The following is a 23013-nucleotide window of genomic DNA, read 5'->3' as shown; positions in this document are numbered from 1 at the left end:
GAGCGGCTGCGGAGCTGAGCGGCTGCGGACGCGGGGCGTTCGCGGGACCATGCAGGCATGGCCGAAACGGCGGGCGCTGCGGCGCCGGGCATGGGGATCAGGCTCGCCTCCGGGACCGGGCGGTGGATCGTGTTCACCACTGTGCTCGGCTCCGGCATGGCGCTGCTCGACTCGACCGTCGTCAATGTCGCCCTGCCGCACATCGGCGAGGACCTCGGCGCCGACCTGGGCGCCCTCCAGTGGACCGTCAACGCCTACATGGTCACGCTCGCCGGGCTGATCCTGCTGGGCGGGTCGCTCGGCGACCGGTACGGGCGGCGGCGGGTCTTCGTGATCGGTGTGGCCTGGTTCGCGGTGGCCTCGCTGCTGTGCGGGCTCGCGCCGAACGCCGGCATCCTCGTCGCCGCCCGCGCCTTCCAGGGCGTCGGCGGCGCGCTGCTCACGCCCGGCTCGCTCGCGCTGATCCAGGCCAGCTTCCACCAGGACGACCGGGCCCGGGCGGTCGGGCTCTGGTCCGGGTTCGGTGGCGTGGGCGCGGCGATCGGGCCGTTCGTGGGCGGGTGGCTGGTGGACGGGCCCGGCTGGCGGTGGGTGTTCCTGCTGAACGTGCCGCTCGCGCTCGTCTGCGTGCCCGTGGCGCTGCGGCACGTCCCCGAGTCCCGCGACGTCGTCGCGCACGGGCGCTTCGACGTGCTCGGCGCGGTGCTCGGCGCGCTGGCGCTCGCGCTCGTCACGTACGCGCTGATCGCGCAGGTGTGGTGGGCGGGCGTGGCGGGCGTGGTGGTCGGCGCGGGGTTCGTGCGGGTGGAGATGCGGCGGGGCGAGCGGGCGATGGTGCCGCTGTCGATCTTCCGGTCGCGGCAGTTCACCGCGGTCAATCTGGTGACCCTGTGCGTCTACGCGGCGTTCAGCGGCTTCTTCTTCCTCGCCGCGCTCCAGCTCCAGGTGGTCTCCGGCTACTCCGCGCTCGCCGCGGGGACGGCGCTGCTGCCGACCACCGTCCTGATGCTGCTGCTCTCGGCGAAGTCCGGCGAGCTGGGCGAGAAGATCGGGCCGCGGCTGCCGCTGACGGTCGGGCCGCTGCTGTGCGCGGCCGGGATGCTGCTGATGCTGCGGGTCGGCGAGGACCCCTCGTACCCGGCGGACGTCCTGCCCGCGATGCTCGTCCTCGGCCTCGGCATGACGACGCTGGTCGCGCCCCTCACGGCCACGGTGCTCGCCTCCGTCGACGTCTCCCGCGCCGGCCTCGCCAGCGGCATCAACAACGCGGCCGCCCGCGCGGCGGGGCTCATCGCGGTGGCCGCGCTGCCGCTGCTCGTGGGGATGGGCCCGGAGGCGTACCGCTCGGCGACGGAGTTCGACGCCACCTTCCGCCGTGCGATGCCGATCCTCGCGGGCGTGCTGGTGGTGGGCGCGGCCCTCGCCTGGTTCACCCTGCGCGCCCCGGCCGCGGCGCCGGCCGCCGCGTGCCACCCCGAGTGCCGGGTCCACTGCGGGGTGGGGGCGCCGCCGCTGGATCCCGGGGCGGCGGGGAAGGCACGGGGCTGAGCCCCGGCCCGGGGCGCGCGTGCGGGCGATCGCCGTCGGCGGCCGCGGGCCGGTGGCAGCTCCTAGCGGTGCAGCTCCGTGTACGCCTCTTCGCTGCTGTCGCGCAGGAACTGCCAGCAGCGCTCCTGCTCGTCCTTCTCGGCGATGTCGCCCGCCGCGCGGGCCAGGGCCGCGAGGCAGCGGAGGAAGCCTCGGTTGGGGCGGTGGGACCACGGGACGGGGCCGTGGCCCTTCCAGCCGGCGCGGCGGAGGGCGTCGAGGCCGCGGTGGTAGCCGGTGCGGGCGTAGGCGTAGGACTCGATGACGCGGCCGGACTCGTAGGCGTCGTCGGCGAGCATGGCCCACGCGAGGGAGAAGGTGGGGTGCTTGCGGGCGACCTCCGCGGGGGCCAGGGACTCCTCGGCGAGGAGGCGGTAGGCGTCCTCGTTCTCGGGCAGGAGCGTCGGGCCGGGGCCGCCGAGCAGGTTCTGGTGGGTGTGCGTCGTCATGAGGGCAGTCTGCCACCGGACCGGCGGGAGCCGGCTTCCGGAACTCTTCCGGAACCCTTCTCTCCCTTCCCCCGTCCTGAGGGGCGGGGACACCTGTTCGAAGGTGGGGGAAGAGGGGGCCGTGGTGGGGCGACGACGAGCGCGACGACGGCGCGGGTGGCCGGTGCTGCTCCTGGTCCTGGCGGTGCTCGGCTGCGGGGCGGCGGCCGTCCACTACCGGGGCCGGGACACCACTGCCGCGCCCGCGCCCGCGCACGCGCCCGCGCCGGCGAAGTCGAGCGCGCGCCCGACGACGCGCTCACCCACACCGACCCCGCCGCCCACGACCAAGCCGAAGCCGAAGCCGACGCCCCAGCCCGACCCGAAGAAGCCGCCCCGCGTCCCCCGATCCGGCCCCGGCACCTTCACCACCGCCCGGGCCACCGGCGACCCCGTCGGCTCCGGCGGCACGCTGCGCCGCTACCGCGTCCAGGTCGAGGACGGCATCGACGTCTCCGCACGCCAGGCCGCCGAGGAGATCCAGCGGATCCTGGCGGATCCGCGCGGCTGGGCCGCGCACGGCCGCGGCCGCTTCCAGCTGGTCACCGACCACGCCGACTTCGTCATCCGGATCGCCACCCCGGACACCGCAGACCGGCTCTGCGCGGCCAACGGCCTGAACACCCACGGCGAGCTGAACTGCGAGACGAGCGCCGGTGTCGTGGTGAACCTGAGGCGGTGGATGCTGGGCTCGCCGACCTTCGCGGGCCCGCCCGCCGAGTACCGGAACCTGATCATCAACCACGAGGTCGGGCACGAGATCGGCATCCGCCGGCACCTCGGCTGTGCCGGCCCCGGCCGGCCAGCGCCCGTGATGATGCAGCAGATCAAGGGCCTGAACGGCTGCCATTCGAACGCATATCCGTATGACGAAGAAGGGATCTACATCTCGGGTCCGGTCGTGTCATGATGCGCTTGGGAGTGCGTGCGACGAAGCCCGCCTCCCGAGGGGACCGGGGCTCCTGTGCCGGACGAGCCGGAGGAGAGGAGCGGACCGCTACCCGGTGTTTCGTATCGAGGAGACAGAAATGTCCACCTTCCCCGATGCCTCCGGAGCCGGTACGGTCGCCGACGCAGTCGCCGACGCGCCGAACCTCGACTTCGCGGGTACGACGCCGTACGAGGACTACGTCCAGGCGGACGTCCTGACCCATCTCCAGCACCTCCGCTCCGACGACCCGGGCGAGATGGTCTTCCTGGTCACCACCCAGGTCATGGAGCTGTGGTTCACCGTGATCGTTCACGAGTGGGAGACCGCGAGCCGCGCCCTGCGCCGGGACGACCTGCCCGTGGCCATGGACGCGCTCAAGCGCTCCGTGCGCGAGCTCGAAGCCCTCAACCACTCCTGGCGGCCGCTGGCCCAGCTCACCCCCGCCCAGTTCAACGCCTACCGCGGCGCGCTCGGCGAGGGCTCCGGCTTCCAGTCGGCGATGTACCGGCGGATGGAGTTCCTGCTCGGCGAGAAGTCGGCGTCCATGCTGGTGCCGCACCGCGGCGCGCCCCGCGTCCACAGCGAGCTGGAGAAGGCGCTCCAGGAGCCCAGCCTGTACGACGAGACGCTGCGGCTGCTCGCCCGCCGCGGGCTGCCCGTCCCGGCCGAGGTCCTCGACCGCGATCCGGCGCTGCGCTACGAGCCCTCCGCGGAGGTCGAGCGGATCTGGGCCGGAATCTACGCCGACCCCGACCAGAACGCCGAACTCGTGCGCCTCGGCGAGGCGTTGAGCGACGTCGCCGAGCTGGTGTGGCGCTGGCGCAACGACCACCTGGTCGCCACCCGGCGCGCGATGGGCGCGAAGACCGGCACCGGCGGCTCCGCGGGCGTGGCCTGGCTGGAGAAGCGGGCCCAGAAGAACGTGTTCCCCGAGCTGTGGACGGCGCGCAGCCATGTCTGAGAGCTACGCGGAGCGCGCACAGGCGCTGGACACCGCCGACGAACTGGCCAAGCACCGCGCGAAGTTCGCCCTCGACGAGGTCGTCTACCTGGACGGCAACTCGCTCGGCGCGCTGCCCGCTCACGTACCCGCCCGGATGGCCGACGTCATCACCCGGCAGTGGGGCGAGCTCCGCATCCGCTCCTGGGACGAGTCCGGCTGGTGGACCGCGCCCGAGCGGATCGGCGACCGGATCGCCCCGCTGGTCGGCGCCGCCGCCGGGCAGATCGTGGTCGGCGACTCGACCAGCGTGAACGTCTTCAAGGCGGTCGTGGCGGGCACCCGGCTGGCCGGCGATCCCCGCGACGGCCGTGACGAGATCCTCGTCGACGCGACGACCTTTCCCACGGACGGGTACATCGCCGAGTCCGCCGCGCGCCTCACGGGTCACCGGATCGTGCCCCTCGACCCGGCCGAGATGGCCGGCGCGGTGACCGACCGCACGGCCCTCGCCCTGGTCAACCACGTCGACTACCGCACCGGCCGGCTCCAGGACCTGCCCGGCCTCACCGCCGCCCTCCACGAGGCGGGCGCGCTCGCCGTCTGGGACCTGTGCCACAGCGCGGGCGCGCTGCCGGTCGGCCTCGACGCGCACGGCGTGGACCTGGCCGTCGGCTGCACGTACAAGTACCTCAACGGCGGCCCCGGCGCGCCCGCGTACCTGTACGTCGCCGAGCGCCACCAGGGCCGCTTCGACTCGCCGCTGCCCGGCTGGAACTCGCACGCCGACCCGTTCGGCATGACCCCCGGCTACCGGGCCGCCGAAGGCGCGCTGCGCGGCCGGGTCGGCACGCCCGACATCCTGTCGATGCTGGCCCTGGAGGCGGCCCTCGAGGTCTGGGACGGCGTCGAGATCGAGGCCGTGCGCGCCAAGTCGCTGGCCCTGACGGACTTCTTCCTGGAGTGCGTACGGGCCTACGTCCCCGCCGGCCGGGTCGAGTCCGTGACGCCCGAGGCGCACGCGGAGCGGGGCAGCCAGGTCGCGCTGCGCTGCGCCGAGGCGCCGGCCGTGATGGCGGAGCTGATCCGGCGCGGTGTGGTGGGCGACCTGCGGCGCCCGGACATCCTGCGGTTCGGTTTCACGCCGTTGTACGTGGGCTTCGCGGACGCGGAGCGGGCGGCGCGGGTCCTCGCCGAGGTCCTCGCTTCCGAGGGCTCTTCCGCGGGCTCTTCCCAGGACGGATGATCATCGGTTGATCGCCTGATCTGCGGGGGCCGTACTCCTGATACGGTCCCCGCAGGTCAGGCCAATCGGCCCCGTTCCAGGAGAGGTTGGAAGCAGCATGCCGGACCCCGCCGCGCGCGACGCCGCCGAAGAGGCATCGGCCTTCTCGCACCCGGCCGTCGCCCCGGACGCCTCCGCCGCGTACGGCGCGCATCCCGACCAGCTGGTCGACTTCTACGCGCCGCGCGACGGGCGGGAGCACGCGCCGCTCGTCGTCGCGCTGCACGGCGGCGCCTGGCGCGCGCCGTACGACCGGCAGCATCTGACCCCGTTCGTGGACTTCCTCGCCCGGCGCGGCTTCGCCGTGGCCAGCGTCGAGTACCGGCGCGGCAGCGACATCCCCCGGCAGGGCGCCACGGGCCCGGTGGCCGGGCGCTGGCCGGAGACCTTCGACGACGTGGCCGCCGCGCTGGACGCGGTCGCCGACCTCGCCGCCGAGCACCTTCCGCAGGCCGACCCGCGCCGCCTCGTCCTCACCGGCCACTCCGCCGGCGGGCACCTCGCCCTCTGGGCCGCCGCCCGCCATGTCCTGCCGGCCGGCTCACCGTGGCGGCTGCCGGCCCCGCCGGCCCTGCGCGGTGTCGTCGCCCTCGCCCCGATCGCGCATTTCGAGCGAGCGGTGGAGCTGAACGTCTGCGGCGGCGCCACGACCGAACTCCTGGGCGGAGACGCCGAGTTCGCCGCCCGAGCGGCCCTCGCCGACCCGGCCGTGCTGCTGCCCACCGGCATCGCCACGACCGTGGTCCAGGGCCGTGACGACATCGTCGTCCCGGCGGCCGTGGCCGAGGCCTACGTGGACGCGGCGGCGAAGGCCGGCGAGACCGTCGGCTTCACCCTGCTCGAGGACGTCGGCCACTTCCCGCTGATCGACCCGGCGGCGGACGCGTGCGCGGTGGTGGCGGAGGAGATCGCCCAGCTGGCCTGGTGACGGAGCGGGTGGCGGACTTGGCGACGGAGCCGCCGGCGACTTGATGACGGACATGGCGACGGACCCGGCGACGGACCCTCGGCGCCGCGGGTAGTCCTCAAGGCGGACCCGCGAGGATCCGCATCCAGCCGGACGCCCCCGCCCGCGCCCCACCCGTACGGTGGTCCGGTGACTTCGACCCGGACCACCGAAACGAGCCGCAGCCCCGAGCTCCGCCTGACCCTGACGGCGCTCGGCGGTCTGCGCGCGGACCTCATCACCGATGCCTTCGCCTACCGCCCGCTGCCCCGCATGGACGTCGAGCGCGGGCCGACCCGCTTCCTGCCGGAGCGGATACGGGCGCACGCGGGCCTGCTGCCGCACGCCTTCGTCGCGTTCACCGCGTTCTGCGTGTTCATGATGGGCTACCGGCGGGTCTTCGACGGGGTCGGCCCGGTCGCGTTCGTCTACGCGTGCGTGCCGGCCGTGATCGTGCTCCTGACGCTCGTCCGTCCGGTCCTCGCGTTCTGGGCGTCGCTCGTCACCGCGCCCTTCATCGCCTACCTGGGCGCGTGGGGCGACGGCTGGCCCTGGGCGCCGAACTCGGTCCTCGCGCACCTCGCCGTCCTCGTCTTCGTCGCCCTGCGCACCCGCCCGCGCACCGCCGCGTGGATGTGGGTGGTCACCGCCGTGTTCGCCGTGCTCGCCTCCGGGGCGCCCGGCGCCGCGTACGGCAACGACGGGCCACAGGTCGTCTTCGTCGCCGCGCTGCTCCTGCTCGCCGTCTCCGTCCGCCAGGTCCGCCGCGAGGCGGCCCGCGAGGTCACCGCGCAGCAGTCGGTGACGGCGGTCGAGCGGTCGAAGCGGACGCTGCTCGAAGAGCGCACGACCATCGCCCGCGAGCTGCACGACGTCGTCGCGCACCACATGTCGGTGGTGGCGATCCAGGCCGAGGCCGCCCCGTACCGCGTCGAGAACCCGCCGCCCGAGCTGGAGCAGGCCTTCGTGACGATCCGCGAGAACGCGGTGGCCGCGCTGACCGAGCTGCGCCGCATCCTCGGGGTCGTACGGGCCGAGGACTACGAGGCTCCCGACGCGCCGCAGCCGACGCTCGCGGACCTGGACGGCCTGGCCGCCAACGTCCGGGAGGCCGGGCTCGACGTGGAGCGGACGGTGACGGGCGCGGTGCGCGAGCTGCCGCAGGGCGTGGAGCTGTCGGCGTACCGGATCGTGCAGGAGGCCCTGTCGAACGTGCTGCGGCACGCGCCCGGCGCCGCCGCGAAGGTGGAGCTGTCGTACGTCCTCGGCGGGCTCGGGCTGCGGATCGCCAACGGCCCGGCGCGCGGTCTGGTCAAGCCGTCCCCGGGCGCCGGCCACGGTCTCACCGGTATGCGGGAGCGGGTGACCATGCTGAACGGTGAGATGACCGCAGAGGCGACCGCCGACGGCGGCTACGAGGTCACCGTCTTCATCCCCGTGCCCCGTGAGGAGCCTCAGCCGTGATCCGCGTCCTGATCGTCGACGACCAGATGATGGTCCGCGAGGGCTTCTCCGTCCTCCTGAACGCCATGCCGGACATCGAGGTCGTCGGCGAGGCCGTGAACGGCCGCGAGGCCGTCGCCCAGGTCGCCGCCCTCCGCCCCGACGTGGTCCTGATGGACATCCGCATGCCGGAGCTGAACGGCATCGACGCCACCCGCGAGATCGTCGCCGCCGACGCCGCCGCGAAGGTGCTCGTCCTGACCACCTTCGACCTGGACGAGTACGTGTACCAGGCGCTGCGCGCCGGAGCCTCCGGCTTCCTCCTCAAGGACGCCTCGGCGCGGCAGCTCGCTGAGGGCGTGCGGGTGGTCGCGGCCGGCGAGGCGCTGCTCGCGCCGACCGTGACGAAGCGGCTGATCAACGAGTTCGCGCGGTCGGCGGCGAGCTCGCCGCGACCGCCCGCGACGGCGCAGATCGGCGAGCTGACCGAGCGCGAGACGGAGGTCCTCGTGCTCATCGCGCAGGGCCTGTCGAACCAGGAGATCGCCGACCACCTCGTCGTCGCCGAGTCGACGATCAAGACGCATGTGAGCCGGATCCTGGTGAAGCTGGGCCTGCGGGACCGGACGCAGGCGGCCGTCTTCGCGTACGAGGCGAGGCTGGTGCAGGTCGGCGGCTAGCAGCGGGTGAACAGCGGGTAGGGAAGGGGGCATGGATTTCGACCCCTGGTCCCCGGAGTTCGTCGCCGACCCCTACCCCGCCTACGCGCAGCTGCGCGCCGCCGGCCGCGCCCACTGGTACGAGCCCACTCGCCAGTGGCTGATCCCGCACTACGAGGACGTCTCCGCGCTGCTCCGGGACCGCCGCCTGGGCCGTACGTACACCCATCGCTTCACGCACGAGGAGTTCGGCCGCCCGGCGCCGGACGCCGCCCACGAGCCGTTCCACACGCTCAACGACCACGGACTGCTCGACCTGGAGGGTGCCGACCACACCCGGATCCGGCGGCTCGTGTCGAAGGCGTTCACGCCGAGGACGGTGGAGCGGCTCGCGCCGACGGTTTGGCGCCTGGCCGGTGAGCTGGTCGGGGGACTGGTCGCGGACAGCGGCGGCGATCTGCTCGCGCGGGTCGCCGAGCCGCTCCCGGTGGCGGTGATCGCCGAGATGCTGGGCGTGCCGGAGGACGACGAGGAGCGGGCGCGGCTGCGGCCCTGGTCGGCGGACATCTGCGGGATGTTCGAGCTGAAGCCGTCGGAGGAGACCGCGCGCCGGGCCGTCCGGGCCTCGATCGAATTCTCCGACTACCTGCGGGAGTTGATCGCGCGGCGGCGGAAGGACCCGGGGGAGGATCTGATCTCGGGGCTGCTCGGTGTCGCGGAGTCGGCCGAAGGGGCGCTCACCGAGCAGGAGATGATCTCCACCTGCGTACTGCTCCTCAACGCGGGCCACGAGGCGACCGTGAACGCCACGGTCAACGGCTGGTGGGCCATGCTCAGCCGCGGGGTCCGCCCGGATGCGGCTCCCGATGCGTTGTCCACAGCTGTGGACGAACTCCTGCGCTACGACACCCCGCTCCAGATGTTCGAGCGCTGGGTCCTCGACGACATCGAGCTCGGCGGCGTCGTCATCCCGCGCGGCGCCGAGGTCGCCCTCCTCTTCGGCTCCGCGAACCGCGACCCCGCCCGCTTCGGCCCGAACGCCGACAGGCTCGACCTCGCCCGCCCCGACAACCCGCACATCAGCTTCGGCGCCGGCATCCACTACTGCCTCGGCGCCCCGCTCGCCCGCCTCGAACTCACGGCCGTGCTCGGTAAGTTGCTGGGGCATGCGCCGGGGCTGCGGCTCGCCGCGGAGCCGGTGCGGAAGCCGGGCTACGTCATCCGGGGCTTCGAGGAGCTGCTCGTGGAGGTCTGACCGGCGCCGCGCGAACCGGCTCAGCACGCCCCCTCCAGGACCTGGCGGAGGCGGGCCGCGTATGCCTTCGGGTGGCTGGTGTTGCCGTTGTGGCCGCCCGGAAATTCCACCAGCCTGTGGCCGACGAGCTCGGCGAGGGAGACCGCGCAGGCGTGGTCGAAGACCGTGCGCGGGGTCGTGCGGCCGGCGGCGGGGACTATGCGGGTGCCGGTGTTCGCCAGTGCGGTGGTGTCGAGCGTGTCGTGAACGACCGCCGTGAAGTCGTGGCGGATGAAGTGGTCGAAGTTGGCGATCCGCTGGGCGTTCATCGGCTGGGGCGTCAGGCCCGGCTCGGCGCCGGCGCCGGTGGGGTCGATGCCCAGGGTCCGGACGATCTCCGGCAGTACGGCGCCGAGACCTTCTTGGCGGTACAGATCCTGGAGGGCGGTGAGCTCCCGCTCGTGCCGGGCGCGCTCCTGGTCGGGCAGCAGGCGCGGGGCGACGGGCTCGTGGGCGACGAGCGTGTGGACGAGTCCGGGGTGGCGCACGGCCGCGTGCAGCCCGATGGCGGCTCCCAGGCTGCAGCCGAGCATGAGGGCGGGCGCGTCGGTGAGGGCGGCGAGGAGGTGCTGGACGTCGTCGGCGTGCTCGACGAGCGTCGCCCCTCGCTCCGGGGCGTCGAGCCGGCTGCGCGAGAGGCCGCGGCGGTCGTAGGTGATCACGCGGTAGGAGCGGGTGAGCCGGGCGACGAGGTCGGTGCTGCGGTCGGCGTCGCCCTCCCCGCTCTGCGAGATCAGCAGCGTCGGGCCGGTGCCCCGGACCTGGTAGTGCAGGACCGCCCCGGGAACGTCGAGTGTGCCGACGGTCGTGGTCGCGGCCTCGGTCATGGCCTCGGTCGTGGTCATGGTTCTCCCCCTTCGTGTGCGGTGGGCTTCGCGCCCTCCGTCCTCCTCATCAACGTTATTCCATCCAACTCGATACATCAACCTCAATGCATCAACCCTGATGTATCGGATGGGATGAATCTAGTTCGATGTATGTTGACGGGGTGAATGGAGCCGAACTGTTCCTGCTGGGCCGCCTCCTGATGAAGATCGGCGAGGACGCGCTGCCCGAGCCTCCCGGTGGCGAGGGCCGGTACGCCGGCAGCGCCCGGTTGGTCCTGATCGTCGCCGGCGACATCGCCGCCCACCCCGACAGCGCCGTCGGCGAGATCGCCGCCCGGACCGGTCTGCCGCAGAGCCAGGTGTCCACTGCCGTGGCCCGGCTGAAGGAGGCCGGATCGGTGCAGGCGGTGCCGGACCCCGCCGACCGGCGCCGGGTACTGGTGCGCCCGGCCGCGGAGGCGTCCGAGCGTGTGGCGGAGGTGCGGGCCACTCGGATCGAAGGCGCGCTCGCCGCGGCGCTGGGGTCCGACGACCCGCAGCGCCTGGGTGAGGTCACTCAGGCGCTGGAGGTACTGGCCCGCGCGCTCATGCCGGAGTCCCCGGCCCGCTCCTGAGCCGTACGGCCTGCGCTCCTGACCTGCGTAGGCCCGTTCCCGGGCCGTGCGGGACGTACGGCACGACCTCAGCCCGCCATGTCCCGGCGGCGCAGCCCCGCCAGGCCCGCCGCCGTGAGCACCGTCGCCAGGGCCGTGAGGACGAGGACCGGGGTCCACGCCATGTCGCCGCCCGGCAGCTTCGGCAGATGCCCGAACGGGGACAGGTCCAGGGCGGCCTGTGGCAGGTCGAGCGCGGGCCCGATCCAGCCGAGCGCCAGGCACACCCCGGCCACGCCCCACGCGGCCGGGGCGGCCTTGGGGACCGCGCCCCACAGCAGCACCGCAAGGCCGGCGAGCGTCCACACGGCCGGGAGCTGGGCGAGCGCGGCGCCCAGGATCGGGCCGAGCTCCCTGCCGTACGAGAGCGCGAGTCCGACCCCGCTCAGGAGCAGGATCAGCGCCGCCCCTGCGAACGCGACCACCAGGTGCCCGGCCGCCCAGCGCAGCCGCCCGACCGGCGCGGCGAGCAGCGGTTCGGCGCGCTGCGAGGTCTCCTCGCCGTGCAGGCGCAGCACCGAGCCGACCGCGAACAGTGCCGCGACCATGCCGAAGAGCCCCACCATGGTGCCGAGGAAGGCGTCGGTGAGGGCGCTCTGGCCGCCCATCCGCTCGAAGATCTGCCGGGCCTGCTCGTTGCCGCCGACGATGTCGGCGGCGCCCTCGACCATCCCGCCGAAGACCAGTCCGCCGAGCAGGAAGCCGAGCGACCAGCCGAGCAGCGTGCCGCGCTGCAGCCGCCAGGCCAGCGCGCCCGCCGTCGCGAGCCGTCCGTCGGCGGGCCCGGGCCGGGTGGGCAGGAAGCTCATGCCGACATCGCGCCGGGCGGTCAGCCCGTACGCCACGGCCGTCTGGACGAGGACGGCGGCGGCGATCAGCGCCAGTACCCACCACCGCTCGCCGTCCGCGTCGAAGGCACGGATGTTCTCGGCCCAGCCGACGGGCGAGAGCCAGCTGAGGACGCTGTCGCCGTCGGCCGTGCCCGCGTCTCCGGCCGCCCGCAGGACGAAGGCGAGCCCGAGCAGCCCGGCCGTCAGCCCCTTGGCGAGCCGGGCGCTCTCGGTGAGCTGGGCGACGATCGCCGCCATCGTCGCGAAGACCATGCCGGTCCCGCCGATGGCCAGGCCGAGTGCGAGGGCGCCGGCCGTGCCCTGTCCGGCGAGCCCGGCGGTGACGATCAGGACGACGGCGGTGTTGGCGGTGAGCGCGGCGAGCAGCGCGGCGGTCAGCGGGGCCCGGCGGCCCACCGCGCCGGCGGACAGCATCTCCTGGCGGCCCGTCTCCTCCTCCTCGCGGGTGTGCCGGACGACGACGACCAGGCTCATGACGGCGGCGAGGACGGCCGCGAAGGTGCCGAACCGCCAGGCGACGAGCCCGCCGAGGGAGTCGTCGAAGACCGGCCCGTAGAGCGAGCGCATCGAGCTGTTCGCGGACATGGACGCGGCGAGTTCGGCGCGCTGCGCGGCCGTTCCGTAGAGGCTCTGCAGCGAGCCCGCGCCGCTCGCCACCAGGCCGCCGGTGACCAGGGCCCAGACGGGCAGCATCAGCCGGTCGCGGCGCAGCGCGAGCCGGGTGAGGGAGGCGGTGCCGGCGAGGCCGAGCGTACTCATGCCACTTCCTCCGCGGCGTAGTGGCGGAGGAACAGCTCCTCCAGGGTGGGCGGGGTGCTGGTGAGGCTCCGTACGCCGGACTCGGTGAGCGAGCGGAGGACGGCGTCGAGCTTGTCGGTGTCGACCTGGAGGCGGATCCGCTGTCCCTGTACGTCGAGGCCGTGCACGCCCGGCAGGTGGGCCAAGCCGTTGGGTGGGCCCGCGAGTTCGGCGACCACGCTCGTACGGGTGAGGTGGCGCAGCTCGGCGAGCGAGCCCGACTCGACGGTGCGGCCCTTGCGGATGATGCTGACCCGGTCGCAGAGGGTCTCCACCTCGCTGAGGATGTGCGAGGAGAGGAGGACGGTCCGGCCGTGGGCGCGCGCCTCGGCGACGCACTCCTGGAACACCTCCTCCATCAGCGGGTCGAGCCCGGACGTCGGTTCGTCGAGCACGAGCAGATCGACGTCGGAGGCGAAGGCCGCGACCAGGGCGGCCTTCTGCCGGTTGCCCTTGGAGTACGTCCGGCCCTTCTTCGTCGGGTCCAGCTCGAAGCGCTCGATCAGCTCGGCGCGCCGGGCCCTGTCGAGGCCTCCGCGCAGCCGCCCGTACAGGTCGATCACCTCGCCGCCGGAGAGGTTGCGCCAGAGGGTGACGTCACCGGGGACGTAGGCGATCCGCCGGTGCAGTTCGACGGCGTCGGCCCACGGGTCCCGGCCGAGGACGCGGGCGCCCCCGGAGTCGGCGCGCAGGAGCCCGAGGAGGACGCGGATGGCGGTGGACTTCCCGGCGCCGTTGGGGCCGAGGAAGCCGTGGACCTCACCGGTCTCGACGGTGAGGTCGAGGCCGTCCAGTGCGTGGGTGCGGCCGAACGACTTGTGGAGTCCGGCGACGCTGATTGCCTTCGTCATGTTTCGGAACGTACGCTGATTTCACAAATTTGTGAAGTTAAGGAACTGCATAAACTTGGTCCATGAGCGAGGGGATGACCGACGGGATGAGCGAGATGACGACGCCCGACGAGAGCAGGGCCGGGGACAGGGACGGCAGGGCTGGTGGCGGCGCGGTCGGCGCGGCCGGTGCGGCCGGTGACGACGAGGCGGTCTCCCGCTTCGTCGAGCGCTTCGCGGGCGAGATGACGGCGGCCGGCATGCAGCGCATGGCGAGCCGCGTCTTCGCCGCCCTGCTCGCCTCCGAGACGGCTTCGATGACCTCGGCCGAGCTCGCCGAACGGCTCCGGATCAGCCCGGCCGCCGTCTCCGGCGCGATCCGCTACCTCTCGCAGGTCAACATGGTCAGCCGCGAACGCGACCCGGGCACCCGCCGCGAGCGGTACGTGCTCCACAACGAGCTCTGGTACGAGACCTTCACCCGCCGCGACCAGGTCCTCACCCGCTGGGAGAAGGTCCTCGACGAGGGCACCGAACTCCTCGGCCGCGACACGGCGGCGGGCCGCCGCACCGCCGAGACGGCCGAGTTCTTCGCGTTCCTGCACGGCGAGATGGCCGGGATCATGGACCGCTGGCGGGCCCGCAAGGACGCCGAGAAGGCGGCGGAGAAGGCGGCTGGCAGGGGAGAGGTGAAGGCGGGCGGGGCGGTTACCCCAGGGGAATGACCGAGGCCGGTGGCGCCATCACCTCGGCGAACCTGTCCGTCCCCGCCTCCAGGTACGCCTCCATGGGCCACAGCGCCCGGCCGCCCACCCACGGGACGACGATCGGCCGCCCGGTGGTGGACCGGTCCAGCCAGCCCCGCAGCTCCACCTGGCCGAGGGGCGCGTCCGGGACGTCCTCCGCCCGCAGTGGCAGCACCCCCAGCGGCCGGGCGTCCGGCCCGCCGTCCGCGGGGAAGACCACGAGGAGCGGCCCGTTGCCGCGGGGCGTGCGCAGGAGCACGTACCGCTTCGGTACCAGGGCGGGGGCAGCCGCCGCGCGGGCGAAGAGGGCCGCGACGTGCCGGCCGAAGGTCAGGAACCGGTAGCCGTACCAGCCGGTCCCGACCAGCGCGATCGCACCGGTGATCACGGGTTTGAAGGTCGGCTGGACGCACCACAGGGCGCCCATCGCGAGCACGAGCAGTGCGCTCAGACCGATGGACGGCAGTCCGGACAGCCTCCGCAGACTGCGCACCCGCCACCACGGCACGCTCCGCACGTCCGCCTCGGGGCGGCGGCGCCGGAGCTTCTTCCCGGACGCGGACTTCGGTGTCCAGGCGTACGGGGCGAGCAGGCCGTACGTGAGGTCGGCGGGCCTGACGGTCGCGCGCACCGGAGCCGGGACCGGAGCCACGCCCTGCGGCTGGGCCGGGACCGGCCGGACCAGCAGCCCGTCGTCGGCCGCACGCCGGACGAGGCTGCGCCGGGCGTTCCGGCGGAGCACCGGCACCGCCCAGACCAGGGTGCCGCCACCCGGCTGGGCGAGCACCCCGCCGCGCGCCGGGTCGCCGCACCACCAGAGCACGCCGGTCGGGCCGGGCTGCGCCAGGTGGTGGCGCTGCTGGGCCGCTCGCAGGGCCAGCGGCCACGTCTCTCCGGTGGCCGGATCGGTCAGGACGACGGTCGCCGGGTGCAGCCGCCCGCGCTGAGGTACGAGCTCAGCAGGGTGGGCGGACCAGGGCCGGGCGGCCAGGACGCGGCGCATGCGGCGGGCGGTGACGAGGGTGCCGAGACTGACGGCGGCGACGAGCACGCCGAGCGTGAGGAGCCCGGGCCCCACCTGCCCGCCCCACACGCTGTCCGCCGACGCGGCGGCCATCCACCCTCCGGCCACGGCCGCGACGACCCCGCCGGCCACCCAGCCGCGTGCCTGCGTCCCGTACCGGTCCAGCGCCGTCGCCGTCGCCGGCACGTCGAGCGCTCTCGCGCCCCCCGCCTCGTCCACGAACTCTCCCCCTGCTTTCCCCCTGCTGATGGGTCCCCTGAGTCCCCTGAGTCCCCTGAGACGCCTGAGTCCCCGCGAGGAGCCTAGACCCGCTCCGCCGGCACCGTCAGACCCCAGGCCCCCTCCCGTACCGTCCAGGTCCGGCGGCGCACCGGCCCCGCGACCGCCGTGTCGGCGCGGTAACGGAAATCGGGGCCGGTGACGGTGAGGGTGCGGGCGGTGGTGTGCAGGGCCGGGGCGCCGGCCGGGATCAGGGTCAGCGCGGCCCGGCCGTCCACGGCGCGGGCCGTGAGGCTCTCGACCGGGGTGCCGACGTCGCAGAGCAGCTCGCCGTCCGCCTCGATCCGCAGCCGGTGGGTGCGGACCGCGAGGGCCGTCGGGGCGGGGCGGACCAGGGTGCGGACGAGGGAGCGGCAGGTGTCCCAGACGGTGGGCGGCGCGGGCGCCGGCTCATGGGCGGCGGGCACGTCGAGCCTGGTGAGGACGACGCCGTCGCTGTCGTCGACCAGCAGGTCGAGCCGGCGTACCGTCCCGTCGAGGACCGCGCGGGCGGCGGCGACCGTGTCGTGCGGCACGCCGAGCGCGCGGGCCGTCTCCAGCCCGTCGGGCGCGCCGATCGGGACCATCGCGACGGCGGTCGTGGACGCCGTGCCGCTAGGGTCCCGCTCGCGCTGGAGGAGGGTCACGGTGCGCAGCAGCGTGCGGTCGTCGCCGAGGACGACGGGGCGCCGGGAGCCGCGCCTGGCCAGGGCCCGGGAGAATTCCTCCGCGGTGTCCGGCAGGCAGATCTTCGCTTCTGCGCCCGCGGACAGCACATCCTTCGCGATCCGTACGGACTCGCCGTCCATTCGGCGGGCGACCGGGTCGACGATGACCAGCAGCTGGTCGTGATCCGACACCTCGGTCCTTCCTCGGGTAGTCTCTTTGTGCAAGAGCCCCTTGCGCTATTGCGCCAGGGGCTTCGTCTATTCCGGGGCACACCGGTGAGGCGGCGTCGGCCCCCTGACCTTGGTCTTGCCCCGCCCGGAAGGGGTGTACGCCTGTGCCCGCACTTGTGCTGCTCGGTGCTCAGTGGGGTGACGAGGGCAAGGGAAAGGCCACCGACCTGCTCGGTGGTTCCGTTGATTATGTGGTGCGCTACCAGGGCGGCAACAACGCCGGCCACACGGTCGTCGTAGGCGACCAGAAGTACGCGCTGCACCTCCTCCCCTCCGGCATCCTCTCCCCGGGATGCACCCCGGTCATCGGAAACGGCGTCGTCGTCGACCCGGCGGTCCTGCTCTCCGAGCTGAGCGGGCTGAACGAGCGCGGCGTCGACACCTCCAAGCTCCTGATCAGCGGCAACGCCCACCTGATCACGCCGTACAACGTCACCCTCGACAAGGTGACGGAACGGTTCCTCGGCAAGCGCAAGATCGGCACGACCGGCCGTGGCATCGGCCCGACGTACGCCGACAAGATCAACCGCGTCGGCATCCGGGTCCAGGACCTCTACGACGAGTCGATCCTCACCCAGAAGGTCGAGGCGGCGCTCGAGGGCAAGAACCAGCTGCTCGCGAAGCTCTACAACCGCCGCGCCATCGAGGCCGCGCAGATCGTCGAGGAGATGCTCCAGTACGCGGAGCAGATCAAGCCGTTCGTCGCGGACACCACGCTCATCCTCAACCAGGCGCTCGACGACGACAAGGTCGTGCTCTTCGAGGGCGGCCAGGGCACCCTGCTCGACGTCGACCACGGCACGTACCCCTTCGTCACCTCCTCGAACCCGACCGCCGGCGGCGCCTGCACCGGCGCCGGCGTGGGCCCGACGAAGATCGGCCGCGTCATCGGCATCCTCAAGGCGTACACGACCCGCGTCGGCGCCGGCCCGTTCCCGACCGAGCTCTTCGACGAGGACGGCGAGGCCCTGCGCCGCATCGGTGGCGAGCGCGGTGTCACCACCGGCCGCGACCGCCGCTGCGGCTGGTTCGACGCGGTCATCGCCCGCTACGCGACCCGCGTCAACGGCCTGACCGACTTCTTCCTGACCAAGCTCGACGTGCTGACCGGCTGGGAGCAGATCCCGGTCTGCGTCGCGTACGAGATCGACGGCAAGCGCGTCGAGGAGCTGCCGTACTCGCAGACCGACTTCCACCACGCGAAGCCGATCTACGAGATGCTCCCGGGCTGGTCCGAGGACATCACCAAGGCCAAGACCTTCGCCGACCTGCCGAAGAACGCGCAGGCGTACGTGAAGGCCCTGGAGGACATGTCCGGCGCCCCGATCTCCGCGATCGGCGTGGGCCCGGGCCGCGACGAGACGATCGAGATCAACTCGTTCCTGTAGGCACGCGGAAGGGGCCCGCTCCCGGTTCGGAAGAACCGGGGAGCGGGCCCCTTCACATGTCCGGAGGACCGGCCGGCTGGATGTCCGGATGTTCGGCCGGCTGGATGTCCGGATGTCCGGATGCCCGGATGCCCGGATGCCCGGATGTCCGGATGTCCGGCCGGGCGGGTGCTTGGACCCGTCCGGCTAGGCGTCGAACTTGGTGTCCCGGCCGACCTTCTCCCACGCGTCCAGGTCCGCCCGGACCTGGTCCAGGTGTGCGTAGATCGTGTCGATCGAGTCGTCGCCGAGCGCGAGCCGCAGCGGCGTCTCGTCGGCGTTCAGCGCCGCGAGGACGGCCGCCGCGGCCTTCGCCGGGTCGCCGGCCTGGCCGCCGTCGCCGCCCTCGACGAAGGCGCGGGTGGCACCGACCGTGTCGGCGTAGTCGGCGATGGTGTCGGTGCTGAGGCTCTTGCCGCTGCCGAAGAGCGACGTGCGGAAGGCGCCCGGCTCGACGATCAGGACGCGGATGCCGAGCGGGCCGACCTCGGCGGCCAGCGCCTCGGACATGCCCTCCAGGGCGAACTTCGTCGCGCTGTAGGCGCCGAAGCCGGCCATCGACATCTGGCCGCCGACGCTGCTGAGCTGCACGATCGCGCCGGAGCGGCGGGCCCGCATGTGGGGCAGGACGGCCCGGGTCAGGGCGGCGGGACCGAAGACGTGGACGTCGAAGAGCGAGCGCAGCTCGGCGTCGCCGGTCTCCTCGACCGAACCGACGTGGGTGCGGCCCGCGTTGTTGACCAGGACGTCGATGCGGCCGTGCCGCTCGGCGACCTCGGCCACCACGCGGTCGATCGCCGCCGTGTCCGTGACGTCGAGGGTGACGGCCTCGACCTGGTCGGGGTGGGCGGCGACCAGCTCGTCCAGGGTGCCGGCGCGGCGCGCGGCGGCGACCACGACGTCCCCGGCGCCGACCGCCGCCTCGACGAAGGCGCGTCCGAAGCCGCTGTTGGCGCCGGTGATCAGCCAGACCTTGCTCATGTTCGTGGATTCCCCTCGTTCGTTGTGCAACTAGCGTGCGCCAGAAGGGCGTTGCCCGTCCAAGATCCCTCGTGATAGCCCATGGTTATGGATGTGAACGGGCACGTGGACGTGAGTCGGCTCCTGGACGCGCACGGGGTCGTGGACGTGCACGGGCGGGATCTGCGCTACTTCCTCGCCGTCGCCGAGGAGCTCCACTTCACGCGCGCCGCCGAGCGGATGTACGTCTCGCAGCCGGCGCTCAGCAAGCAGATCCGGGCGCTGGAGCGCCGGCTCGGCGCCCCGCTCTTCGACCGCGACCGGCACGGCGTCCGCCTCACCGAGGCCGGTACGGCCCTGCTGCCGCACGCCCGCGCCGTGCTCGCCGCCTGGACGGAGGGCCATGCCGCGGTACGGGCCGCCCGGGATGCCGCGGACGGCACCCTGGTCGTCGGGATGAGCACCAGCCCCGGCCGCGGCGGCCTGCTGCCCGCGATCCGCTCCCGCTTCACCGAGGCCCACCCGCGGGCCCGCACCCGGCTGCGCCAGGTCGGCTGGGAGGACCCGACGGCCGGGCTCGCCGACGGCAGCAGCGACGTCGCCTTCGTCTGGCTGCCGCTCACCGGCGCCGAGCGCTTCCGCTGGGTCGTCGTCGCCACCGAACCCCGCCTGGTCGCCCTCCCCGCCGACCACCCCCTCGCCGCGCGCGACCGCCTCGCCTTCGCCGACCTCCTCGACGAGCCCTTCCTCGCCCTCCCGCCCACCGGCCCCGAACTCCGTGACTACTGGCTCGCCCTCGACGCCCGCGCCGGCCGCCCCCCGGTCGTCGGCGCCGAGGTCGCCAGCGCCGACGAGACGTACGAGGCCCTCGTCGGCGGCCTCGGCATCTGCCTGGTCGCCACGGGCAACGCCCCGCTCCTCGCCCGCGACGGCGTCGTCACCCGCCCCGTCGACGGCATCTCCCCGTCCCGCTTCGCCCTCGCCTGGCGCGCCGACGACCCCCGCGGTCTGGTCCAGGACTACGCGAGGGCGGTGGCGGAAGTGGCGGGGGCGGGGACGGGAGCGGGGGCGGGGATGGGAGCGGGAGCGGGGACGGGGGCGGGAGCGGGAGCCGTGGCGGCGGCTGAGCCCGCCTAGGGCCTGTCCGGCGGGCTACTCGCGGACGAACTCCCCCGGCTCGCCGTCCGCGCTCATGCCGTAGACCTGGAGCAGCTCCTTGCCCTGGTGGTGGACGATCCGGAGGTTGCTGGAGCCCTCCTCCACGCACTCCGGGTCCCAGCTGTCCGGGGCGCGGGTCTGCGGGCCGATGACGAGGAGGCCGCCGGCGCCGCCGACGAGCGCGGTGGCGGTGCAGTCGACGTCCTCGGAGGTGAGGTTGCCGTCCTTGTCGGTGCGCGGGTAGGTCTGCTCGAAGCGGACGAGCGGGGCGCCGACCGGGCCCTGGGTGACGACGAGGCGGTAGCTCCAGCGGTCGGGCTCGGGCTGAGTGACGGTGGACGGGTCCTGCTTCCAGGTGCCGAGGAGGGCGGCGGGCACGACGCTCGCGCCGGCCGCGGTCCGCTGGAAGGTGGCCTCGGCGACGCCGGAGCTCCATTCGACGACGTCGTTCGAGCGCAGCCGGAGGGTCTGGCGGGCGGCCGGGGTGCAGCGCTGGGCGGGGACGCTCGCGGTGACCTCGGCCTCGCCGAGGACCAGTTCGGTGTCGGTGGCGGAGACGAGGGCGGCCCGGCCCATGCACAGCTGCTCGCCGGTGACATGGGTGTAGACGGCCGTCCGGGCGCCCGCCGCGCCCTGGGTGATCTCGATGCGGCTGGTCTCCCTGGGGGCGTCGGCGGAGCCCTGGAGGACGCCTTCCCAGGCGCCGAGGAAGGCGGCCGGGACGATCCCGGCGGGCCGGGCCGAACCGCTGCCCCCGCTCGTGCCCGTACCGCCGCGGGCCTTGCTGTCGGATCCGCCGGTGTCCGGGGCGGGCCAGTAGGTGTACGCGAGTCCCGCCGCGGCGGCGACGGCGAGCGCGGTCGCGGCGGCGAGCAGGCCGCGCCGGCGACCCCGGGGCGCCGTGGGCACGGGCGCCGGGGTGGGGTCCTCGGCCGGCGGGGGGCCCTGGTCCTCGGTGTCGAGGAGCCGGGCGGCGTGGCGTCCGAGCCGGGCCAGGACGTCGGCGGGCAGCCACGGGTCGGTGACCTGGAGGGTGTCGACGAGTTCGGTCGCCGAGGGGCGCGCGGCCGGGTCCTTGGCGAGGCAGGCCCGGATCAGGCCGGCGAGCTCGGGCGCGAGGTCCGTGAGGTCGGGCTCGTCGTGGGCGATGCGGAACATGGTGGCGTGCACCCCGCTGTCGGCGCCGCCGAACGGCGAGCGCCCGGTCGCCGCGTACACGAGCACCGAGCCCAGGCAGAACACGTCGGAGGCGGGCGTGAGTCTCTCGCCGCGGACCTGCTCGGGCGACATGAAGCCGGGCGAGCCGACGACCGCGCCGGTGGTGGTCAGGCCGCCGTCGGTGACGGTGTCGAGGGCACGCGCGATGCCGAAGTCGATGATCTGCGGTCCGTCGACGGTGAGCAGCACGTTGGACGGCTTGAGGTCGCGGTGGACCAGGCCGGCGGCGTGGATGTGGGTGAGGGCCCGGGCGAGCCCGGCGGCGAGGGTGCGCACGCTGGCGGGCGGCAGCGGCCCGTACTCGTCGGCCACGACCGTACGCAGCGAGGGCCCGGGTACGTATCCGACGGCCACCCACGGCAGCTCGGCCGCGGTGTCCGAGCCGAGCACGGGCGCGGTACCGGTGCCGCCGACCTTCTCCAGGGCGGCGACCTCGCGGGCGAACCGCAGCCGGAACTCCTCCTGCGCGGCGAGCTCCGGGTGCACGACCTTCACCGCGACCGCCCGGCCGCCCGCCGACCGGCCCAGGTACACCCGGCCCATGCCGCCGGTGCCGAGCCGTCCGATCAGCCGGAAAGGCCCTATGACGACCGGGTCTTGCGTGCTCAAGGGATCCACGAGGTCAGAGCATGCCAGAGCGGGATTCGGCGCGGATCGGTACGGGGCGGTGCGGACCTCGGCGAACGGTCCGGTTCCCCCGAGCCTCCTTCACCTGTTGCCGGGGGTGGCGGGCCTGGGTCTAATGGCGACGAGGGGGCTGCCGCAGGAGGAGAAACCCCATGCGTGTCGTCGAAGTGACCGCCTACGGCGGACCCGAGGTCCTGAGGATGGCCCGCCGCCCCGAGCCCGAGCCCGGGGACGTGCCCGGCAAGGTCCGGGTCCGGCTGAAGGCGGCAGGTGTGGCCGTCGCGGACATGCGGATCCGCGCGGGTTACTACGCCGACGAGCTGGAGCCGCTGCGGCCCCCGTTCGTCCTCGGCACGGACTTCGCCGGCCGGCTCCTCGACCCCGCGCCCGGCCCGGCGGGCACCCTTCCGGCCGGTACCCGGGTGGCCGGCTTCGTGCCCTGGTTCACCGAGCGGACGGGCGAGGGCACGTACGCGGAGGTCATCCGGGCCGACCCGGACTGGCTGGCGCCGATCGCGGACGACATCGACTTCACCCAGGCGGCCTCCGTCCCGCTGGCCGCCGCCACCGCCCAGCAGGGCCTCGGCGTGCTCGACCTCCCCCCGGGTTCGTCGCTCCTCGTCACCGGCGCCAGCGGCGTCGTGGGCCGCTTCGCCGTCCAGTTCGCCTCGGCGGCCGGCCTGGAGGTCGTCGCCGTCGCCCACGAGGGCGACGAGAGCGAACTCAAGGTCCTCGGCGCCAAGCACTGCGTCACCCGCGGCGAACCCGTCGACGTCCTCAACCAGCTCCTGGCGACCGTCCCCGACCGCGTCGACGGCGTCTTCGACGGCGCCCTCGTCGGCAGCCCGGTCCTCCCCGCAGTCAAGGACGGCGGCGTCTTCGTCGCCCTCGCGAAGGACCGCACCCCCGCCTCCGAACGCGGCATCCGCGTCGAGACCGTCTTCGGCCGTCCCGACCCCGCCGAGCTGGCCGCCATCTTCCAGATGGTCGCCGACCGGCGGCTCATCACCCGCGTGGCCGACGTCATGCCCCTCGAAGAGGTCGCCGAGGCCCACCGCCGCGCGGAGGCGGGCCGCCGCCCCGGGCGGATCGTCCTGATGATCTGAGCCCCCGTCTCCCCGGTCGGCTCGCCCAGACACGCCGGCAGACGGACCGGCTGACCGG

21 protein-coding genes are annotated in these 23013 nt (G+C 73.9%); 13 read left to right on the top strand and 8 right to left on the bottom strand.

Annotation, left to right across the window (positions count from 1 at the left end):
* Nucleotides 1-90: 90 nt before the first annotated feature.
* Nucleotides 91-1548, top strand: coding sequence for an MFS transporter (locus ACIRSU_RS20365; RefSeq protein ID WP_403794892.1), 1458 nt, complete (start codon nt 91-93; stop codon nt 1546-1548).
* Between the two features lie 62 nt (nt 1549-1610).
* On the opposite strand, the gene ACIRSU_RS20360 is transcribed toward ACIRSU_RS20365, so the two are convergent.
* Nucleotides 1611-2036: a DUF3151 domain-containing protein gene (locus ACIRSU_RS20360; protein WP_403793972.1), complete on the bottom strand. Its 426-nt coding sequence runs from the start codon at nt 2034-2036 to the stop codon at nt 1611-1613.
* Between the two features lie 124 nt (nt 2037-2160).
* Between ACIRSU_RS20360 and ACIRSU_RS20355 the strand changes: the two genes are divergently transcribed.
* From ACIRSU_RS20355 to ACIRSU_RS20325, 7 genes are all read left to right on the top strand, one after another.
* Nucleotides 2161-2985 carry a DUF3152 domain-containing protein gene (locus ACIRSU_RS20355; RefSeq protein ID WP_403793970.1) on the top strand — a complete coding sequence of 275 codons (825 nt, stop codon included), beginning with the start codon at nt 2161-2163 and terminating at the stop codon, nt 2983-2985.
* Between the two features lie 118 nt (nt 2986-3103).
* Nucleotides 3104-3967 (top strand): tryptophan 2,3-dioxygenase family protein, encoded by an 864-nt coding sequence (locus ACIRSU_RS20350; protein ID WP_403793968.1) that lies wholly within the window; start codon nt 3104-3106, stop codon nt 3965-3967.
* Nucleotides 3960-5192: a kynureninase gene (kynU, locus tag ACIRSU_RS20345; RefSeq protein WP_403793966.1), complete on the top strand. Its 1233-nt coding sequence runs from the start codon at nt 3960-3962 to the stop codon at nt 5190-5192. Before ACIRSU_RS20350 ends, kynU begins: the two co-directional genes overlap by 8 nt.
* A gap of 97 nt (nt 5193-5289) precedes the next feature.
* Nucleotides 5290-6159 (top strand): alpha/beta hydrolase family protein, encoded by an 870-nt coding sequence (locus tag ACIRSU_RS20340; RefSeq protein WP_403793964.1) that lies wholly within the window; start codon nt 5290-5292, stop codon nt 6157-6159.
* Nucleotides 6160-6327: 168 nt separating this feature from the next.
* Entirely contained in the window at nt 6328-7641 is a 1314-nt protein-coding gene (locus ACIRSU_RS20335; protein ID WP_403793962.1) for a histidine kinase, read from the top strand.
* A 26-nt stretch (nt 7642-7667) separates the two neighbouring features.
* Complete coding sequence (locus ACIRSU_RS20330; RefSeq protein WP_403794890.1) at nt 7668-8300, top strand: response regulator; 633 nt, start codon at nt 7668-7670, stop codon at nt 8298-8300.
* Between the two features lie 31 nt (nt 8301-8331).
* Nucleotides 8332-9534 carry a cytochrome P450 gene (locus tag ACIRSU_RS20325; protein ID WP_403793960.1) on the top strand — a complete coding sequence of 401 codons (1203 nt, stop codon included), beginning with the start codon at nt 8332-8334 and terminating at the stop codon, nt 9532-9534.
* A gap of 20 nt (nt 9535-9554) precedes the next feature.
* Here ACIRSU_RS20325 and ACIRSU_RS20320 read toward each other — a convergent pair whose 3' ends face one another.
* Nucleotides 9555-10418 carry an alpha/beta fold hydrolase gene (locus ACIRSU_RS20320; protein WP_403793958.1) on the bottom strand — a complete coding sequence of 288 codons (864 nt, stop codon included), beginning with the start codon at nt 10416-10418 and terminating at the stop codon, nt 9555-9557.
* Nucleotides 10419-10561: 143 nt separating this feature from the next.
* Here ACIRSU_RS20320 and ACIRSU_RS20315 point away from each other — a divergent pair, with 143 nt between their 5' ends.
* Nucleotides 10562-11014, top strand: a complete 453-nt coding sequence (locus ACIRSU_RS20315) for a MarR family winged helix-turn-helix transcriptional regulator (protein WP_403793956.1) — start codon at nt 10562-10564, stop codon at nt 11012-11014.
* Nucleotides 11015-11082: 68 nt separating this feature from the next.
* Here ACIRSU_RS20315 and ACIRSU_RS20310 read toward each other — a convergent pair whose 3' ends face one another.
* Both ACIRSU_RS20310 and ACIRSU_RS20305 read right to left on the bottom strand, forming a co-directional pair.
* A complete protein-coding gene (locus ACIRSU_RS20310) occupies nt 11083-12663 on the bottom strand; it encodes an ABC transporter permease (RefSeq protein ID WP_403793954.1) in 1581 nt (526 codons plus the stop codon).
* Nucleotides 12660-13553 carry an ATP-binding cassette domain-containing protein gene (locus ACIRSU_RS20305; RefSeq protein ID WP_403793952.1) on the bottom strand — a complete coding sequence of 298 codons (894 nt, stop codon included), beginning with the start codon at nt 13551-13553 and terminating at the stop codon, nt 12660-12662. Before ACIRSU_RS20305 ends, ACIRSU_RS20310 begins: the two co-directional genes overlap by 4 nt.
* A gap of 224 nt (nt 13554-13777) precedes the next feature.
* On the opposite strand from ACIRSU_RS20305, the gene ACIRSU_RS20300 reads away from it, so the two are divergent.
* Entirely contained in the window at nt 13778-14257 is a 480-nt protein-coding gene (locus ACIRSU_RS20300) for a GbsR/MarR family transcriptional regulator (RefSeq protein ID WP_403794887.1), read from the top strand.
* Here ACIRSU_RS20300 and ACIRSU_RS20295 read toward each other — a convergent pair.
* Both ACIRSU_RS20295 and ACIRSU_RS20290 read right to left on the bottom strand, forming a co-directional pair.
* A complete protein-coding gene (locus ACIRSU_RS20295) occupies nt 14241-15521 on the bottom strand; it encodes a hypothetical protein (RefSeq protein WP_403793950.1) in 1281 nt (426 codons plus the stop codon). The two genes, ACIRSU_RS20300 and ACIRSU_RS20295, sit on opposite strands and share 17 nt — an antisense overlap.
* 83 nt (nt 15522-15604) lie before the next feature.
* Entirely contained in the window at nt 15605-16420 is an 816-nt protein-coding gene (locus ACIRSU_RS20290; RefSeq protein ID WP_403793948.1) for a diacylglycerol kinase family protein, read from the bottom strand.
* Nucleotides 16421-16563: 143 nt separating this feature from the next.
* Between ACIRSU_RS20290 and ACIRSU_RS20285 the strand changes: the two genes are divergently transcribed.
* On the top strand, nt 16564-17847 hold the full coding sequence (locus ACIRSU_RS20285; RefSeq protein ID WP_403793946.1) for an adenylosuccinate synthase: 1284 nt from the start codon (nt 16564-16566) through the stop codon (nt 17845-17847).
* Between the two features lie 186 nt (nt 17848-18033).
* Here the strand turns inward: ACIRSU_RS20285 and ACIRSU_RS20280 are convergent, their stop codons facing one another.
* The gene (locus tag ACIRSU_RS20280; RefSeq protein WP_403793944.1) at nt 18034-18867 is read right to left on the bottom strand and encodes an oxidoreductase; all 834 of its coding nucleotides are present in this window, start codon (nt 18865-18867) and stop codon (nt 18034-18036) included.
* Between the two features lie 93 nt (nt 18868-18960).
* Here ACIRSU_RS20280 and ACIRSU_RS20275 point away from each other — a divergent pair, with 93 nt between their 5' ends.
* The gene (locus ACIRSU_RS20275; RefSeq protein ID WP_403793942.1) at nt 18961-19983 is read left to right on the top strand and encodes a LysR family transcriptional regulator; all 1023 of its coding nucleotides are present in this window, start codon (nt 18961-18963) and stop codon (nt 19981-19983) included.
* Nucleotides 19984-19998: 15 nt separating this feature from the next.
* Here ACIRSU_RS20275 and ACIRSU_RS20270 read toward each other — a convergent pair whose 3' ends face one another.
* Nucleotides 19999-21840, bottom strand: coding sequence for a serine/threonine-protein kinase (locus ACIRSU_RS20270; protein ID WP_403793940.1), 1842 nt, complete (start codon nt 21838-21840; stop codon nt 19999-20001).
* Nucleotides 21841-22001: 161 nt separating this feature from the next.
* On the opposite strand from ACIRSU_RS20270, the gene ACIRSU_RS20265 reads away from it, so the two are divergent.
* A complete protein-coding gene (locus ACIRSU_RS20265; protein WP_403793938.1) occupies nt 22002-22955 on the top strand; it encodes an NADP-dependent oxidoreductase in 954 nt (317 codons plus the stop codon).
* Nucleotides 22956-23013 lie beyond the last annotated feature (58 nt).

This window comes from Streptomyces sp. NPDC101160 (genome assembly GCF_044768205.1).
Lineage (GTDB): Bacteria > Actinomycetota > Actinomycetes > Streptomycetales > Streptomycetaceae > Streptomyces.
Note: the sequence above shows the minus strand (reverse complement) of the source record. Positions and strands in the feature narration are given on the sequence as shown.